Origin of the sequence: Pseudomonas sp. GD03842 (assembly GCF_029841165.1) — a bacterium.
In the GTDB taxonomy this organism is placed as follows: domain Bacteria; phylum Pseudomonadota; class Gammaproteobacteria; order Pseudomonadales; family Pseudomonadaceae; genus Aquipseudomonas.
Genome location: NZ_JAOCEA010000001.1, coordinates 392423 through 408071 on the forward strand (window position 1 = coordinate 392423; position 15649 = coordinate 408071).

15 protein-coding genes and 1 riboswitch are annotated in these 15649 nt (G+C 62.9%); of the genes, 10 read left to right on the forward strand and 5 right to left on the reverse strand.

Annotated features, from left to right (window positions below):
• Positions 1 to 71 precede the first annotated feature (71 nt).
• Positions 72 to 292, forward strand: a riboswitch (cobalamin riboswitch).
• A 123-nt stretch (positions 293 to 415) separates the two neighbouring features.
• The 4 genes from cobW (at position 416) to N5D61_RS01820 (ending at position 7056) form a co-directional block, all read left to right on the forward strand.
• On the forward strand, positions 416 to 1480 hold the full coding sequence (gene cobW, locus N5D61_RS01805) for a cobalamin biosynthesis protein CobW (protein ID WP_108236521.1): 1065 nt from the start codon (positions 416 to 418) through the stop codon (positions 1478 to 1480).
• A gap of 3 nt (positions 1481 to 1483) precedes the next feature.
• Positions 1484 to 5263, forward strand: coding sequence for a cobaltochelatase subunit CobN (gene cobN / locus N5D61_RS01810; protein ID WP_279890351.1), 3780 nt, complete (start codon positions 1484 to 1486; stop codon positions 5261 to 5263).
• Between the two features lie 114 nt (positions 5264 to 5377).
• Complete coding sequence (locus N5D61_RS01815; protein ID WP_279890353.1) at positions 5378 to 6397, forward strand: ATP-binding protein; 1020 nt, start codon at positions 5378 to 5380, stop codon at positions 6395 to 6397.
• 26 nt (positions 6398 to 6423) lie between these two features.
• Entirely contained in the window at positions 6424 to 7056 is a 633-nt protein-coding gene (locus N5D61_RS01820) for a VWA domain-containing protein (RefSeq protein WP_279890354.1), read from the forward strand.
• Positions 7057 to 7107: 51 nt separating this feature from the next.
• Here N5D61_RS01820 and N5D61_RS01825 read toward each other — a convergent pair whose 3' ends face one another.
• Complete coding sequence (locus N5D61_RS01825; protein WP_108236525.1) at positions 7108 to 7374, reverse strand: hypothetical protein; 267 nt, start codon at positions 7372 to 7374, stop codon at positions 7108 to 7110.
• A 388-nt stretch (positions 7375 to 7762) separates the two neighbouring features.
• On the opposite strand from N5D61_RS01825, the gene N5D61_RS01830 reads away from it, so the two are divergent.
• Positions 7763 to 9082 carry a sigma-54 dependent transcriptional regulator gene (locus N5D61_RS01830; RefSeq protein ID WP_279890356.1) on the forward strand — a complete coding sequence of 440 codons (1320 nt, stop codon included), beginning with the start codon at positions 7763 to 7765 and terminating at the stop codon, positions 9080 to 9082.
• A gap of 57 nt (positions 9083 to 9139) precedes the next feature.
• On the opposite strand, the gene N5D61_RS01835 is transcribed toward N5D61_RS01830, so the two are convergent.
• The gene (locus tag N5D61_RS01835) at positions 9140 to 9667 is read right to left on the reverse strand and encodes an AAA family ATPase (protein ID WP_108236527.1); all 528 of its coding nucleotides are present in this window, start codon (positions 9665 to 9667) and stop codon (positions 9140 to 9142) included.
• 6 nt (positions 9668 to 9673) lie between these two features.
• Complete coding sequence (gene pnuC, locus N5D61_RS01840) at positions 9674 to 10237, reverse strand: nicotinamide riboside transporter PnuC (protein WP_108236528.1); 564 nt, start codon at positions 10235 to 10237, stop codon at positions 9674 to 9676.
• A gap of 279 nt (positions 10238 to 10516) precedes the next feature.
• Between pnuC and N5D61_RS01845 the strand changes: the two genes are divergently transcribed.
• The gene (locus N5D61_RS01845; protein WP_108236756.1) at positions 10517 to 11347 is read left to right on the forward strand and encodes an undecaprenyl-diphosphate phosphatase; all 831 of its coding nucleotides are present in this window, start codon (positions 10517 to 10519) and stop codon (positions 11345 to 11347) included.
• A 4-nt stretch (positions 11348 to 11351) separates the two neighbouring features.
• Positions 11352 to 11786, forward strand: a complete 435-nt coding sequence (locus tag N5D61_RS01850; RefSeq protein WP_108236529.1) for a DUF1294 domain-containing protein — start codon at positions 11352 to 11354, stop codon at positions 11784 to 11786.
• A 16-nt stretch (positions 11787 to 11802) separates the two neighbouring features.
• Here the strand turns inward: N5D61_RS01850 and N5D61_RS01855 are convergent, their stop codons facing one another.
• A complete protein-coding gene (locus tag N5D61_RS01855) occupies positions 11803 to 12147 on the reverse strand; it encodes an MmcQ/YjbR family DNA-binding protein (protein ID WP_108236530.1) in 345 nt (114 codons plus the stop codon).
• A 22-nt stretch (positions 12148 to 12169) separates the two neighbouring features.
• Entirely contained in the window at positions 12170 to 13093 is a 924-nt protein-coding gene (locus tag N5D61_RS01860; RefSeq protein ID WP_279890362.1) for a LysR substrate-binding domain-containing protein, read from the reverse strand.
• Positions 13094 to 13216: 123 nt separating this feature from the next.
• Here N5D61_RS01860 and N5D61_RS01865 point away from each other — a divergent pair, with 123 nt between their 5' ends.
• The 3 genes from N5D61_RS01865 to N5D61_RS01875 all read left to right on the forward strand — a co-directional run bounded on the left by N5D61_RS01865 (position 13217) and on the right by N5D61_RS01875 (position 15641).
• Positions 13217 to 13372 (forward strand): DUF2256 domain-containing protein, encoded by a 156-nt coding sequence (locus tag N5D61_RS01865; RefSeq protein ID WP_108236531.1) that lies wholly within the window; start codon positions 13217 to 13219, stop codon positions 13370 to 13372.
• 213 nt (positions 13373 to 13585) lie between these two features.
• Positions 13586 to 14191 carry an FMN-dependent NADH-azoreductase gene (locus N5D61_RS01870; protein WP_108236532.1) on the forward strand — a complete coding sequence of 202 codons (606 nt, stop codon included), beginning with the start codon at positions 13586 to 13588 and terminating at the stop codon, positions 14189 to 14191.
• A gap of 409 nt (positions 14192 to 14600) precedes the next feature.
• Complete coding sequence (locus tag N5D61_RS01875) at positions 14601 to 15641, forward strand: dienelactone hydrolase (protein ID WP_279890363.1); 1041 nt, start codon at positions 14601 to 14603, stop codon at positions 15639 to 15641.
• The last annotated feature ends 8 nt before the right edge of the window (positions 15642 to 15649 follow it).

Consider the following 15649-nt stretch of genomic DNA (forward strand, 5'->3'; position numbering starts at 1 on the left):
CGAGTGAGGTGGGCTCGCAGTGACCCTGCCAGCCTCTGCCGGATGCACATTGACCTCGGCCCGCCCACTGCGTAGCCTTGCGCAGTCGAGGTTCGCCGGCCCGGCCTTGCCTGGGCACCGGCGCTAAGAAGGGAATGTGGTCAATGCCACAGCTGCCCCCGCAACTGTAAACGGTCATGTTCATTGCACAGCCACTGCGCGAGCGGGAAGGCGCGATGAATGCGCCGCCACTGGCTCAGCCAGTGCTGCGCCGCCGTGAGCCAGGAGACCTGCCTCGAAGCGGACGAAACGTCCACGCATTCTCATTACAACCGGGCGGGGTGATCCGGTGGCGAATCGAGCGGCGCGCCTGTCCACAGCGACAGCGGCCCGCAGTACTCGTCCTGTCTGCCCGCCGCTGTGCCCGAGGGCAATCATGAAAACACTGGCCAAACTCCCCGTCACCATCGTCACCGGCTTCCTCGGCTCGGGTAAAACCACCCTGTTACGCCATATGCTCGACCACGCCGAGGGGCGTCGCATCGCGGTCATCGTCAACGAATTCGGCGAACTGGGTATCGACGGCGACATCCTCAAGCAATGCACCATTGGCTGTACCGAGGAAGAGGCCACCGGGCGGGTGTACGAACTGGCGAACGGCTGCCTCTGCTGCACCGTTCAGGAAGAATTTTTCCCGGTGATGCAGGAGTTGGTCGCCCGTCGCGGCGATCTGGACCACATCCTCATTGAAACTTCCGGTCTGGCGCTGCCAAAGCCGTTGGTCCAAGCCTTCCAGTGGCCGGAGATCCGCAACGCCTGCACCGTCGATGCGGTGATCACGGTCGTCGACAGCCCGGCGGTGGTCGCCGGCACGTTCGCCGCCTTCCCGGAGCAAGTGGACGCCCAGCGCAAGCTCGATCCCAATCTGGACCACGAATCGCCCCTGCACGAGCTGTTCGCCGATCAATTGGCCAGCGCGGATCTGGTGATTCTGAACAAGGCCGATCAATTGGACGCCGCCGCGCTCGCTGCGGTGCGGGCGGAAGTCGCCGAAGAGCTGCCTGCGGCGGTGAAAATCGTCGAGGCCAGCAAAGGGCAGCTGCCGCTCACTGTGCTGTTGGGGCTGGGTGCCGAGTCAGAATTGCACATCGACGGGCGCAAGACGCACCACGATCACCACGACGGCGAGGACCACGACGATCACGATCACGATGCCTTCGACTCGATTTCCATTGCGCTGCCGCAAGCCGATGAAGCGCTGTTGCTCGACGCCCTGACGCAAGCGGTCGTGCAGCACGGCATTCTGCGGGTAAAAGGCTTCGTGGCCATTCCCGGCAAGCCCATGCGCCTGCTGGTGCAAGGTGTCGGCACGCGCTTCGACAAGCACTTCGACCGGCCATGGAAAGCCGACGAGGCCCGCGAAAGCCGCCTGGTGCTGATCGGCCAGGACCTGGACGCCGCCGTGCTCGAAGCTCAATTGCGCCAAGCCATTCAGGGGTAAGGCATGCACCTGCTGCGCACCCAGCCCGGCGGGTTCGTGCCCGACGACAGCATCGCCGACCTCGGCCAGACGCCTGCCGAGCTGGTGATCCTGTGCAGCGGTGATTCCCATTTGGCCCTGCTGGCAGAGACCGCACAGCAACTGCCGGAAGATTACCCCACGCTGCGGCTGGCCAATCCGATGCAGGTGCAGAACCACGCCTCGGTGGACCTGTATGTCGACCAGGTGCTGCGCCACGCCAAAGTGATTCTGCTGTCGCTGCATGGCGGGATCGGCTACTGGCGCTATGGGGTCGAGCGGCTGGTGGAGCTGGCTGCGGGTGCCAGAAAGGGCGAGGGCGTCAAACTGATCATGGTGCCGGGAGATGACCGCCCGGACCCCGAACTCAGTGAGCTCAGCACTGAGCCGTCGGAGGATCGCGAGCGCCTGTGGCACTACCTGCGTCAGGGGGGCAAACACAACGCGCTGCAGTTGTTCAATTGCCTGGCCGATCGCTGGCTGGGTAGGGATTACCCCTGGGAAGCCCCGCAGGTGTTGCCCCGCGTCGCTATTTACCACCCTCGAGTGGCTCGCGCTGCGTTGATTGATTGGCAGGCTGAGTGGCGCACCGATCAGCCAGTGGCTGCCGTGCTGTTCTATCGCTCCCACTTGCAAGCGGCCAATACCGCCTTCATCGACATCTTCTGCGAGCGCCTGGTGGCACAGGGGCTCAATCCGCTGCCTATCGCGGTCGCCAGCCTGAAAGAGCCCGCCTGCCTAGACGCGGTGCAGGACTGGCTCGACGAAGCGGGTTGCGAGATCATCCTCAACACCACCGGGTTCGCCCAGTCGACACCCGAAGCGCCGCATTTACGACCGTTCCGTCGTAATGTCCCGGTGATCCAGGCCATCTGCGCACAGGACAACGAACCGGGGTGGCGCGCCAGTGACCAAGGGCTGGGGCCGAGGGACCTGGCGATGCACATCGCATTGCCCGAACTGGATGGTCGGATCATCAGCCGACCGATCAGCTTCAAGGACCTGGCCTGGCGCAGCGAGCGCAGCCAGGCTGACGTGGTCTGCTACCGCGCCCAGCCCGAGCGGATGGATTTCGTCGCCGAATTGGCGCGGCGCTGGGTCACCCTGGCGCGCACTGCCAACGCCGACAAGCGGGTCGCGCTGATCCTGGCCAACTACCCGACCCGGGACGGGCGCATCGGTAACGGTGTTGGGCTGGATACGCCTGCGGCCGCGCTGAACATTCTCAAGGCATTGCAACAGCAGGGTTACCCCGTGGAAGGCCTGCCGCAGACCGGCACTGCGCTGATTCACGACCTGCTCGGCGGCGTCACCAACGACCCGGACGGTCGTGATCAACGGCCGTGTCATCAAAGCCTGGCGATGGACGACTACCTGGCGGCGTTCCAGGCCTTGCCCGAGGCCAACCAGCGAGCGGTGGTCGAGCGCTGGGGAGCGCCGCAGGACGATCCGATGTGCCGCAACGGCCGCATGATGGTGGCCGGGTTGCGGTTCGGCTTGATCTTCGTGGGCATCCAGCCGGCGCGCGGCTATGACGTCGACCACAGCGCCGTCTACCACGATCCGGACCTGGTGCCGCCCCATGGCTATCTGGCGTTCTATTTCTGGTTGCGCCAGGCATACGGCGCCCACGCGGTGGTCCATGTCGGCAAGCACGGCAACCTGGAGTGGCTGCCCGGCAAGGGCGTCGGCCTGTCCGAGCAGTGCTGGCCGGACGCGATCCTCGGCCCCATGCCCCATATTTACCCCTTCATCGTCAATGACCCGGGTGAAGGTGCACAGGCCAAGCGACGCACACAGGCGGTGATTATCGACCACCTCATGCCGCCGCTCACGCGGGCGGAAACCTATGGGCCGCTGCGCCACCTGGAATTGCTGGCGGACGAATATTACGAGGCGCAGCTCCTCGACCCGCGTCGGGCTCGCGAGCTGCAACGGGACATCCTCAAGCTGGTGCGCGAAACCCATTTGGACCGAGAGCTGGCACTGGACGAGCACCTGAACGGTGAAGCCGATGCGGCGATTTGGTTGCCGCGGCTCGACACCTATTTGTGCGACCTCAAGGAGTCGCAGATCCGCGACGGGCTGCATGTGTTCGGTGAGTCGCCCAGCGGCCGTTTGCGGGTCGACACGCTGCTGGCGATGCTGCGTGTACCCCGGGGCGATGGGCGCGGGGCCAATGCCAGTCTGCTGCGGGTGCTGAGCCAGGCGCTCGCACTGGAATTCGATCCTCTGGACTGCACCCTGGGCGATGCCTGGCAAGGTCCGAAACCTCAGGTTTTACATGAAGTCAGCGCCGAGCCTTGGCGAACCGTAGGTGATACCCGCGAGCGGCTCGAGCTATACGCGTGGCAAATGATCGCACAGGCGCTGGCAGATCCATCTGCGGTCAACTGCTTCGAAAACAATGAGTTAGAGATGGTTATTAACGCTGTTTCTCAGACGGTGGCGCCGCGTCTTGACGGCTGCGGTGCTGCAGAGCTCAAGGGATTGCTTGACGCGCTGAGCGGGCGCTTCGTGCCAGCCGGTCCCAGTGGCGCCCCCAGTCGAGGGCGGCTGGACGTTCTGCCGACCGGGCGCAACTTCTTCTCGGTGGACGTGCGCAACCTGCCGACCATGACGGCGTGGCGCATCGGCTTCCAGTCGGCCAACCTCTTGCTGGAGCGACATCTTCAGGACCATGGTGACTACCTGCGTCAACTGGGGCTGTCGGTATGGGGCACCGCAACCATGCGCACCGGTGGCGACGACATCGCCCAGGCCATGGCGCTGATGGGGGTGCGTCCGGTCTGGGCAACGGGCAGCCAGCGGGTCGATGATTTCGAGATCCTCCCGTTGAGCCTGCTGGACCGGCCCAGGGTCGATGTGACGTTGCGCGTGTCGGGATTCTTCCGCGATGCCTTCGCCAACCTGATCCGGCTGTTCGATGCGGCGGTGCAGGCCGTCGCTGCGCTGGACGAGCCTGACGACATGAATCCGCTGGCGGCCCGTGTGCGCCAGGAGCGCGCGCAATACGAGCAGGAAGGTCTGAGTGCGGAGCAGGCGGCAAAGCAGGCGGGCTGGCGCATCTTCGGTGCGAAGCCGGGCGCCTACGGCGCTGGGTTGCAGAACGCCATCGACGGACGTCTGTGGCAGAGCCGCGATGACTTGGCGCAGGTGTACCTCAACTGGGGAGGCTACGCGTATGGAGCTACAGACGAAGGCACGCCTGCCCGCCAGGATTTTGCCAACCGCCTGAGCCAGGTGCAGGCCGTCCTCCAGAATCAGGACAATCGTGAGCATGACCTGCTGGATTCCAATGACTATTACCAGTTTCAGGGCGGCATGCTGGCGGCGGTGGAGCGCCTCAGCGGCGCAAGCGTTGCCAGCTACCATGGCGATCATAGCCAACCCGACTTGCCGAAAATCCGTACGCTGAAGGAAGAGCTCAACCGCGTGGTGCGTTCCCGCGCGGCCAATCCGAAGTGGATCGAGGGGGTCAAGCGTCACGGCTACAAAGGCGCGTTCGAGATGGCGGCCACCGTGGATTTCCTGTTCGGGTTCGACGCCACCACGGAGTTGATCGAGGATCATCAATACGCGCTGCTGGCGGATGCCTATCTGCTGGACGCCTCGACCCGTGAATTCATCCAGCAGCACAATCCCCATGCCCTGCGAGACATGACCGAACGCATGCTGGAAGCCCAGCAGCGGGGTTTATGGCAGGCGCCGGGAGCGTATCGCGAAGCGCTGGAAAACCTGCTCTTGGACATCGAGGAGACCTGATGACCCTCTGCACTTTTATGAACTGCGATGCGGTCCGGAGGGCAGGGTCATGCCACGCCCGTGCGCCAGTCCGCCTCTCAGCCTTGACTGCCCGGATCTCCAGAGACCGCCACCATGATTGATGTGCCGCATTTTCCTCTCGCCGCTGTCGTGGGCGCCGAAGCGCTGAAACTCGCGCTGTGTCTGACCGCCATTGACCCGAAAATCGGCGGCGTGCTGATCGAAGGACCACGCGGCATGGCGAAGTCGACCTTGGCGCGGGGGGTGGCGGACCTGCTGGCCAGCGGACAGTTCGTGACCTTGCCGCTCGGGGCCACCGAAGAGCGGCTTGTCGGAACGCTCGATCTGGACGCGGCGCTGGGCGAAAGCCGAGCGCAGTTTTCGCCCGGTGTTCTGGCCAAGGCCGACGGTGGCGTTCTGTACGTCGACGAGGTCAATCTGCTGCCCGACCACTTGGTCGATTTGTTGCTGGACGTGGCGGCCAGTGGGGTCAATCAGGTGGAGCGTGACGGCATTTCCCATCGTCACACGGCGCGTTTCGTGTTGATCGGCACCATGAATCCGGAAGAGGGCGAGCTGCGGCCGCAATTGCTGGATCGCTTCGGCCTGAACGTCGCCATGAGCGGCCAGACCGCCCCGGCGCAGCGTAGTCAGATCATTCGCCGCCGCCTGGATTTCGATGCAGACCCTCACGCCTTCTGCCTGCACTGGGCAGATGAGCAGCGTGAGTTGCAGGCCCGTTGCGAAACCGCACGCCGTCTGCTGTCTGGCATTGAACTGGACGATGGCAGCCTGGCGGTCATTACCGAGCGTTGCTTTGCCGCAGGCGTCGATGGTGTGCGTGCCGACCTGGTCTGGCTGCGGGCCGCGCGCGCTCACGCGGCGTGGCGCGGATCATCGGCCATCGCGCTGGAAGACATCGACGCCGTGGCCGATTTTGCCTTGCGGCATCGGCGGCGCACCCTTTCGGCCCCTGAACCGGCAACACCACCTGCAGCGCCCCCTGCGCCCGCGCTGTCGTTGGCGCAAGGCGCCGAACCGGACTCGGCGAGCGGACAGTGGGGTGAAATGCCTGCACAACCGGTGAGCACGGGCCAACGCCGCGAAGTGCCTGTCTGGCCAAAAAAGCCTTAGGCATCCGCCCTCGGCAACGTGCGGGGGTGGGTGCCAATCCTCGACCGGGCAGGCTCAGCGGCGGGAGGAGCGGTGCTCGGCGTTCGGGTGTCGAAGGCGCGGTGGCATGGCTGCCGACGTTATTGCGCGGTCGCCCGCAACGGCGTGTCGATCTGATTCGGTTGCCACGCACCCGGCGCGAGCAGGCCCTGTGGCTGGTTATCGTCGATGCCTCGGCATCGACTCGGCGCCATCAGGCACTCAGCGACGCCAAAGGGCTGCTGGCGCAGCTGTTCGAAGACGCCTATCGACAGCGTGTCAGGTTGGCGCTGCTCACCGCCAGCGGAGGAGCGGCGCGCTGGCAGCGCCACGGAATGAAGGCCGGTGCTTCGATGCAGCCCTGGCTGGATGCATTGGGGGCGGGCGGCGGAACGCCGCTGTTCGATGCCCTGGCACAAGCCCGTGATTGGCTGAGCGAGCGCAGTAAACGCAATCCTGGCGAGTCGCAGCGGGTGCTGATCCTCACCGATGGCCGCGTCAAGGATCTGCCGTCGCTGCAGCCAATGAACAGCCCGAGCGTGGTGATCGACATCGAACGCGGTCCGATCCGTCTGGGCAGGGCCGCGCAGATCGCCCGTGCGCTCGAGGCGGACTACCGGCACATCGACGATCCGCAGTGAGCGATTCCGTTCGTCACCCCATCCGGGACGGCGTGACGATGACGGGCAGCCTCAGGCGGGCATTGTCCAGGGTTTCAGGCGGTAGCCTTCTTCGCTGATTTCAGCGCGTGCCTGTTCCAGTACATGCGCCAGTTGCTTGGGGTCGGAGTAGGCGCTGCTGGGAATCTGTTTGCGACCAATGCGAGTGCTGGTGCGATCGATCACGGTCAGTGTCAGCTCGCCGTTGCCGTCCTGTGGGGACCACGCCACGCACTGGAAGGGTTCGAAGGCGTGACCGGCGATCAGCAAAGCATCGTTGAAGCGCAAAGGGGCGTTCATGGAATGTCCTCAAGTGCCCAAATCAATTCAATCCCCGTCGGCGGGCTTACCGAGCGGCTGGATACCTGTACTGATGACCGCGAACAGCGGAGAAGTCACAAGAGATTTCAACTTTTTTCAATTTATTTACACATCGCGGCGATTTGTCGCATCGGATTTGCGCGCGTGTCGGCTCCGTCCTAAGCCATAGGCCCGCGTCGCCTGTACTTCATCCTGCCCGCCTTTCGCTCAACGCTGTTAAGCACGTTTCGATCTGAGGCTTATAGTGAATCGGTCCAAGCGCGTGTCAAATATTTGCTAATGTAACAATCAGCCTCGCCAAGACACTGTTTCTAAATGTGTTTTCTGTGTGCAAATCCCGTTGCCCTCCGGCGCCAAGGAAACCCGTATGCATGAACTGGCCTCTGTCCGTCGCCTGCTGATCGTCGAACCCTGCGAAGACTGTCTGCGTCTGATCCCTGGCCTGCGCATCGCGGGATGGGAAGTCGACACCTGCGGGTTGGATGCGGCGCTGTCTCATCCGTGTGACGTTGGCCTCATTCGTCTGCTGCCTCAGCATTTTGATCAGCCACAGCGCATCAAGGATCTCATCACCCGCAGCCAGACCGAATGGATCGCGGTGCTGACCGCTGACGACCTGCGTCGGGAGTCAATTGGCGACTTCGTTTGCGAATGGTTCTTCGACTTCCACACCTTACCGTTCGATGTCGCGCGGGTGCAGGTCACGCTCGGGCGCGCATACGGCATGGCCCGCCTGCGTGCGCAGGGGGCTGGGTACAGCGCAGCAGCGGAGCACCAGATGCTGGGTGAGAGTCGGCCCGTTCGCGAGTTGCGTCGTTTGCTTTCCAAGCTGGCCCCAACCGAATCGCCGGTGCTCATCCGCGGCGAGACGGGCACCGGTAAGGCGTTGGTGGCGCACCTGCTGCACGAACAGTCGCAACGGAGCGATCAGCCATTCGTTTCAGTCAACTGCAGTGCCATTCCCGAACATCAGCTCGATTTCGAATTGTTTGGTGAAGAAGGTGACACCCACCCCGGTGGTTCGCCGCGCAAACCGGGGCGTATCGAAGCCGCTGACGGTGGCACGTTGTTTCTCGATGAGCTGGGGGAAATGCCCCTGGACGTGCAGGCCAGGCTGCTGCGCTTCCTGCAGGACCGGTATATCGAAACCGCCGAGGGCCGGGTGCCGGTGGATGTGCGGATCTTGGCGGCGACCCATATCGATCTCGAGTCGGCGATACGCAAGAAGCGGTTTCGCGAAGACTTGTATTACCGTCTGAACGTCTTGCAGGTGGGGACTGCGCCCCTCCGTGAGCGGCACGGCGACCTGGCCTTGCTGGCCAATCATTTTGCGCATCTTTACAGCCAGGAAACCGGGCGACGCCCGCGCAACTTCAGTCAAGACGCGCTGGTCGCTATGGGCAAGCACGACTGGCCGGGGAATGTCCGCGAGCTGGAAAATCGCGTGCGTCGAGGCCTGGTACTCGCCGAAGGCCGTCAGATCGAAGCGTTCGATCTCGGGCTGCTCGGTGAAGAGGAAATCAGTTCGAGCATGGGCACGCTGGACGAGTACAAAAGCCGCGCGGAGCGACAGGCGCTGTGCGACGTGCTGACCCGCCACAGCGATAACCTGAGTGTCGCGGCCAAGGTGCTCGGCATCTCGCGGCCGACGTTCTACCGGTTGTTGCACAAGCATCAGATCCGATAATCACCGTTACGCGGCCTTGCCGAGTGCCCCCGGCCCTTCGGACGCTGGCCAATGGCTTCACGCTTGATTCAGCAATCGTTCCACTGCCGCAAACGCTCGATCCCTGCGGTAGCTCCAACTTCCGTCGATCACCTCGAACCGCTGATGATGCCGTTCCAGCCAGCTCTGGCTCGCGCGGAAGAACGCTCGACGCTCGGAGAGCAACGGCTGGCATCGCTGCCCGTCGCTCACCCAATCGACGCCGTCCGGTGACAACAGCAAGTGCAAGTCATAGCGCCGGGCGAGCAGTTCGGTTTCCAGCCATGGCGGGCAGTCGCCGAACAGTGTCTGGCTCCACAACAGGTTGCTCAGCAGATGGGTATCGAGTGTCAGGAGTGACGGTGCGCCCGACCGGGCGGCATCTTCTCGCGCCAATTGCCCGCGAGCGATGGCTGGAATGTCGGCATAGCAGGTGTCTCGTTGGTGCTCGTCAATGAAGTCGCGCACGTATTCGCCCACCAGCACACCGCCGAAGCGCTGTTGAATCTGCTCGGCCAGCCAGCTTTTGCCGCTGGATTCCGGACCTGCCAATACCAGAACTTTCATCGTGGATCAGCGTGCCAGCGCAGGGTCTGCGCGCCACTCACGCCAACCCTGGACCGCCAGCAGCGTGAACAAAGCATACAAGCCCGCTGTCAGGTACAGCGCTTTATAAAGGAAGAGCCCTACAAAAATGACGTCGAGCACAATCCAAAGCGGCCAGCATTGCACACGTTTCTGGGCCATCCACACCTGGGCGACCAGGCTGAAGCCGGTCAGCGCGGCATCCAGCCAGGGCTGCGCGGCGTCGGTGAAATGCGCCATCGCGGCCCCCAGCGCCAGGCTCACGATGGCGCCGATGGCCAGGCTCATCGCCAGGGGGCCGCCGCCCAGCGAGGTGACTTGGCGCACGTCTCTGCGTTCGCCGCGCCGGGTCCACTGCCACCAGCCATACAGCTGCAACACGGCATAGACAACCTGCAAGAGCATGTCGGAGTAGAGCTTCACGTCGAAAAAGATCCAGACGTAAAGCAGCACCATCACCAGGCCAATCGGCCAGCACCAGGGGTTTTGTTTGACCGTCAGCCAGACGGCGATGACGCCGAGTGCAGCGGCGAACAATTCAAGCCCGGACATGGAAGCTCCTGAGGTCGTTGCGCAAGGGGCGGGGATTGTAAGCGCTTTGTTGGCGGTTGTGGTGAGCGGTGCTCGGGAAAGCTCATCAAGGCGCCGTGGGGTTCGAGCGAGGCTAGAGCGATTGTCCCGGAGGTCTGGTAGGATCGCCGCGCCTGCGGGCGGGAGGTGCTGTCTTGACTGTTCATGCGTTTTTTACATCAACCGGTTTATCGTGCGCCGAACAGTGCTCGAAACATATCAAGAGAGCCTTGCCATGAGCGGGCTCCATTTGGGGGAATGATGGATTTTTGGACCGCCGCACAGGCGTTGATACTCGGTGTCGTCGAAGGGTTGACGGAGTTTTTGCCGATCTCCAGCACGGGCCACCAAATCATCGTGGCCGACCTCATCGGCTTCGGTGGAGAACGTGCGATGGCGTTCAACATCATCATCCAGTTGGGGGCGATCCTCGCCGTGATGTGGGCGTTCAGGCACAAGATTCTGGATGTCGCCAGCGGGCTGACCACTCAGCCCCAGGCCAGGCGCTTCACGTTCAACCTGATCATCGGTGTGTTGCCCGCCGTGGTGTTGGGCATGCTGTTTTCGGATCTGATCCACGAATACCTGTTCAACCCGATCACCGTGGCGGCGGCACTGGTCATCGGCGGTTTCGTCATGCTGTGGGCCGAGCGCCGGGAGCATGAGATACGCGCCGAGACCGTCGACGACATGACGTGGGTCGAAGCCCTGAAAGTGGGCTTCGCCCAGTGCCTGGCCATGATCCCCGGGACGTCGCGTTCAGGCTCGACCATCATCGGCGGCCTGTTGTTCGGCCTGTCGCGCAAAGCGGCCACCGAGTTCTCGTTCTTCCTGGCGATGCCGACCATGGTCGCGGCATCGGTCTATTCGGGCTACAAGTACCACGCATTGTTTCAACCGGGCGATTTCGCAGTGTTCGCGCTGGGGTTCATTACCTCATTCGTCTTCGCGATGATTGCGGTGCGAGGGCTGCTCAAGTTCATCGCCACCCACAGTTATGCGGTCTTTGCCTGGTACCGCATCGCGTTCGGCCTGTTGATTCTGGCGACGTGGGCATTCGGCTGGGTCGACTGGTCCAGCGTGCAGGTGTAAGCCGATGAATCAGCCCATCAAGCCCACCCGCGACAGCCATGCCGAGAAACGCCCAGTACGGTTTCTCAAATTCAAGCTGCTGATGCTGGTCGGCCTGTGCGCCTTGCCAGGCTATGGCATGGTCGCCTACGGTCTGCATGGCGGCCATGGGTGGGTTCTGGGCATCTACCCGTTGATGAGCCTGCTGGCGTTCGGACTGTACGGCTACGACAAGCAACAGGCCCGCCGCCAGGGGCACCGCATCGCCGAAAAGTGGTTGCACAGCGTCGAGCTTCTGGGCGGCTGGCCGGGCGCGCTGGTGGCGCAACAAGTGTTTCGCCACAAGACACGCAAGTTCAGTTTTCAGTGGGTGTTCTGGCTGATCGTGCTGATGCATGAACTGCTGTGGGCCGATCAGGTGCTGGCCGGCGGCAACTTTCTCGCACGGCACTTCTATTGAGTCGTTTGCCGGGCAATCAGAGCTTGAGGGCTGCCTGGCGTTTCTTCGGCAGCCGGCTCACCACCAACTGGTGCGAACGTACGAGCGCATCGCGCAATTCCTCGTCGCCCATGGCCAGCGGCACCCTGAGGGTGATCCAGTGCGCTCGGGCCAGGTAAGGGGCAGGGCGGATACCGGGGCGGTCGACGTAGCCGAGAAAGCCTTCCGGCGCGACCTTAAAGGACAGATCGTCCCCGGCCAGCCCCATCACCGCGAACATTTTGGTCTCGGCGATGGAAAAGACGCGCACACCGCCCCATTTGTAATCTTCCCTGGCGCCGGGCAGCGACAGGCAAAAGTGTGCAACTTCTTCAATCTTCATAGGGGTTTTCAAGACAGGGTTTTCAAATAGGCCGCCCCGCGCATTGGTCGAAGGCATGGGTGAGGTGTTCGAGCCAGGCGCGCACTGCAGGCAAGACGCCTCGCCTGTGAGGATAGACCGCCTGTAACCAGGCGGGAGGGCAGTGCCACTGCGGAAGCAGGCGCACCAGCGTCCCTTCGGCCAGTTCCGCTTCGCAATACATCATGGGCAACACCGTGAAGCCCAATCCCGCCAACGCCGCCTGTTTACGCATGGTGAAGTCTTCGACCCCCAGCCTTGCCGGCATCGCCAGGTCGAACCGCTCACCGCTCGCGTTGAACAGCCGCGTCCGTGACAGCCGATCGGGATCGAGGGCGCCGAGGAACGGCAGGTCCAGCAACTCCCGCGGGTGAGTCAATGAGCGCCCTGCGGCGAAATGGGGCGCGGCCACCACCTCGGTCTGCGCTTCCCGCAGGCGCCGGGTGATCAGGTTGGGTTCTTCGTCGTCGGCCTCGCGCACCCTGAGCGCGACATCGATGCCCTCATTGATCAGGTCCACGCGGCGGTTGACCAGCAACAGGTCCAACTGCACTTGCGGGTACTGCTGAAGGAAGGCTTGCACCACTGGGGTCAGCAGTTGGCTGGCCAACCCCACCGGGCTGCTCACGCGCAGCGGCCCTCTCGGCACGCTGGCGGCGCTCGCCACCATCTCATCGGCCAGATCCGCTTCGATCAGCATCGCCTGGCAGTGCCGCAAATAACGTTCACCCAGGGTTGTGAGTTGCAGCTTGCGGGTGGTGCGCTGGATCAGCCGCGTGTCCAGACGTTCTTCCAGTTCGGCGATACGACGGGACAGCCTGGACTTGGGTATTCCGAGCAGGCGACCGGCCGCTGCGAAGCCGCCAGCCTCGACCACTTTGGCAAAATAAAACAAATCGTTGAGGTTTCTGGGGTCGCCAGTGGGCACGTGCTTTTGATTCCGTCGGTTGGGCGGGGGTGACATCATCACCGCACGTCGGCTGCGATGAGCGTCGGGTTGAGTCACCGGTCCACCGCAAGCCAGTCAGGGCACGTGCAAGGAGACATCATCGTGAAGAAGGCTGACCTTCCGATCAAACAGTGCAAGGTCTGTGGCCTGCCGTTTACGTGGCGCAAGAAGTGGGCCCGGTGTTGGGACGACGTGAAATATTGCTCTGAACGATGCCGACGCGCAAGGCAAGGTTCGTCGACGGGCAACGCCAGCTGAGGGCGGTCCACGGGACCAGTTGGGCTGCTTTCATCACTCATCATTGCGCGATGGCTGCGGCTTGCGGGAAACACCACCGGTGCCTCTGAATCCACGATTGTTCTATTGGTAGAACGAACCATCGCATTTTCGCTGACTAATCAAGGATTGGATTGCAAGGTAGGATGATTCCCATCTGATCGCCCCGCGCGATTCTCATTTGGGAGGCCTTTTATGAAACTTTTGCACATCGATTCCAGCATCCTTGGCGATCACTCGGCGTCGCGCCAGTTGAGCCGCAGCGTGGTGCAGTCGTTCGTAGCGACGCAGCCGGGCACCGAAGTGGTGTACCGCGATCTGGCCAGCGATGCGTTGAGCCACTTTTCCGCAGCGACCCTGGCCGCGGCGGGCACCCCGGTCGAAGGCCGCGACGCCGCCCAGCAGTTGGAAGTGCAAACCAACGAAGCCACCCTTGAGGAATTCCTGTCCTCGGACGTGGTGGTGATCGGCGCGCCCATGTACAACTTCACCATCCCAAGCCAGCTGAAAGCCTGGATCGACCGCATCACCGTGGCCGGGCGCACCTTCCGCTACACCGAAGCAGGCCCCGAAGGCCTGTGCAAAGGCAAGCAGGTGATCATCGTTTCGACGGCTGGCGGCTTGCATCAGGGCCAGCCGACCAGCGTCGGCCATGAGGACCTGTTGAAAGTGCTGTTCGGCTTCATCGGCGTGACCGACCTGCAGTTCGTCTTCGCCCATGGCCTGGCTTACGGTGACGAACCTCGCGCCAACGCCATCAGCGCGGCGCAAAAGCACATCGCTGAAACCCTGTTCGCCTGACCTGTCGCCCCGCCATTGAGGTTGAGGGTCGGCAGGCCCGACCCCAGCGCGTGACACGCTCGAAAGCCCCTCCGCCCAAGGCTCTGTGCCTGCCGGCGGCGGGGCTTTCGCGTTTTCCGCCCGCAGATCGAGCGGCGTTCAGCCACCGGACAGCCTTTGCGGTTTCTTTGCGAGTAACCTGCCGAGATGGCAGTAAAGTGGTCGCCGAAAACGCCGTAACCGAAGGAATGAGGATAACGGCCCGCACCGTATTCGCGGTTGGCCCGTCTTGTGCACTGACCTTTGGTAAATCGCAGTGAATGTTATCTGCGTGCCTGTGTCAGATGGCTACAGGCAACGGTTTACAAGGCGCTCAGGCCATCAGGGACTGAGTGAGCAGGCAAGGATCGGAAGGGTGAGGGGCATTGCGATGATGCGTCTTTGTGCAATGGTGGTGATCAGCCTGTTGAGCGGCTTGCTTTCAGTGCAAGCCAGCGAACGGCAGAACTGGAATGTGGGATTTCACGAACTGACGTTCATCGATCCGCTGGATTCCCGGCCCATGCACGCCTATGCGTTTTACCCTTCTACCGATCCGGACAAGGTCACCCGCGTTCAAGGCTACCCCATCGAAGCGACAGAAGATGCCAGGGTCGCCATGGGCCGGTTTCCGCTATTGATGCTGTCCCATGGCAACACCGGCACGCCACTGGCTCAGCATGACATCGCCACGTCCCTCGCACGGCGCGGCTTCGTCGTCGTCGCCGTGTTCCATCCCGGGGACAACTACCTAGATCACAGCCGCCTGGGCAGCCTCAGCAACCTGTATGGCCGCCCGTTGCAGGTTTCCGAGGCAATCAGCGCGGCGTTACTCGATCCCATGCTTTCACCCTATATCAGCGCTCGACGCGTCGGCGTCATTGGCTATTCGGCCGGTGGCGAGACGGCGCTGATTCTCGCCGGGGCGCAACCGGACCTTCAGCGCTTGCGCAATTACTGCATGCAGCGGCCCCAAGACATCGATGCCTGCAAGACTCAGGGTGAGCTGCTGGCCGACCGTGACGACCTGCATGCCCAGGCTGATCCGCGCGTGGGCGCACTGATGCTGATGGCGCCATTGGGGCTGATGTTTGGTCGTCACACGCTGGCAGACGTGCATGTGCCCGTGCTGTTGTACAGCGGCGATGGCGATGAATTGTTGGCCATCGACAAGAACGCCGAAGCGTTGGCGCGCAAGCTGCCCGAAGTCAGAGACTTCAAATTGTTGGCCGGCGCCGGGCATTTCGTGTTCATGGCGCCCTGTGACGACATGCAACGCGCGACGACACCGGGCCTGTGCACGGATGCCACGGGGGTGGATCGCGAAGACATTCATCGCACCCTGAGCAACGAGGCGGTGCAGTTCTTTGGCTCCGCACTGGGCGGGCCGATCAGCACGGCGGGCATGCAGACCGCTGTGCATCAGCAATAGCAGCTCCT

Bases quoted from the DNA above. Each gene is read 5' to 3' on its own strand.
- cobW (WP_108236521.1), top strand. From the start codon at position 416: ATGAAAACACTGGCCAAACTCCCCGTCACCATCGTCACCGGCTTCCTC.
- cobN (WP_279890351.1), top strand. From the start codon at position 1,484: ATGCACCTGCTGCGCACCCAGCCCGGCGGGTTCGTGCCCGACGACAGC.
- N5D61_RS01815 (WP_279890353.1), top strand. From the start codon at position 5,378: ATGATTGATGTGCCGCATTTTCCTCTCGCCGCTGTCGTGGGCGCCGAA.
- N5D61_RS01825 (WP_108236525.1), bottom strand. From the start codon at position 7,374: ATGAACGCCCCTTTGCGCTTCAACGATGCTTTGCTGATCGCCGGTCAC.
- N5D61_RS01830 (WP_279890356.1), top strand. From the start codon at position 7,763: ATGCATGAACTGGCCTCTGTCCGTCGCCTGCTGATCGTCGAACCCTGC.
- N5D61_RS01835 (WP_108236527.1), bottom strand. From the start codon at position 9,667: ATGAAAGTTCTGGTATTGGCAGGTCCGGAATCCAGCGGCAAAAGCTGG.
- pnuC (WP_108236528.1), bottom strand. From the start codon at position 10,237: ATGTCCGGGCTTGAATTGTTCGCCGCTGCACTCGGCGTCATCGCCGTC.
- N5D61_RS01845 (WP_108236756.1), top strand. From the start codon at position 10,517: ATGGATTTTTGGACCGCCGCACAGGCGTTGATACTCGGTGTCGTCGAA.
- N5D61_RS01850 (WP_108236529.1), top strand. From the start codon at position 11,352: ATGAATCAGCCCATCAAGCCCACCCGCGACAGCCATGCCGAGAAACGC.
- N5D61_RS01855 (WP_108236530.1), bottom strand. From the start codon at position 12,147: ATGAAGATTGAAGAAGTTGCACACTTTTGCCTGTCGCTGCCCGGCGCC.
- N5D61_RS01870 (WP_108236532.1), top strand. From the start codon at position 13,586: ATGAAACTTTTGCACATCGATTCCAGCATCCTTGGCGATCACTCGGCG.
- N5D61_RS01875 (WP_279890363.1), top strand. From the start codon at position 14,601: ATGATGCGTCTTTGTGCAATGGTGGTGATCAGCCTGTTGAGCGGCTTG.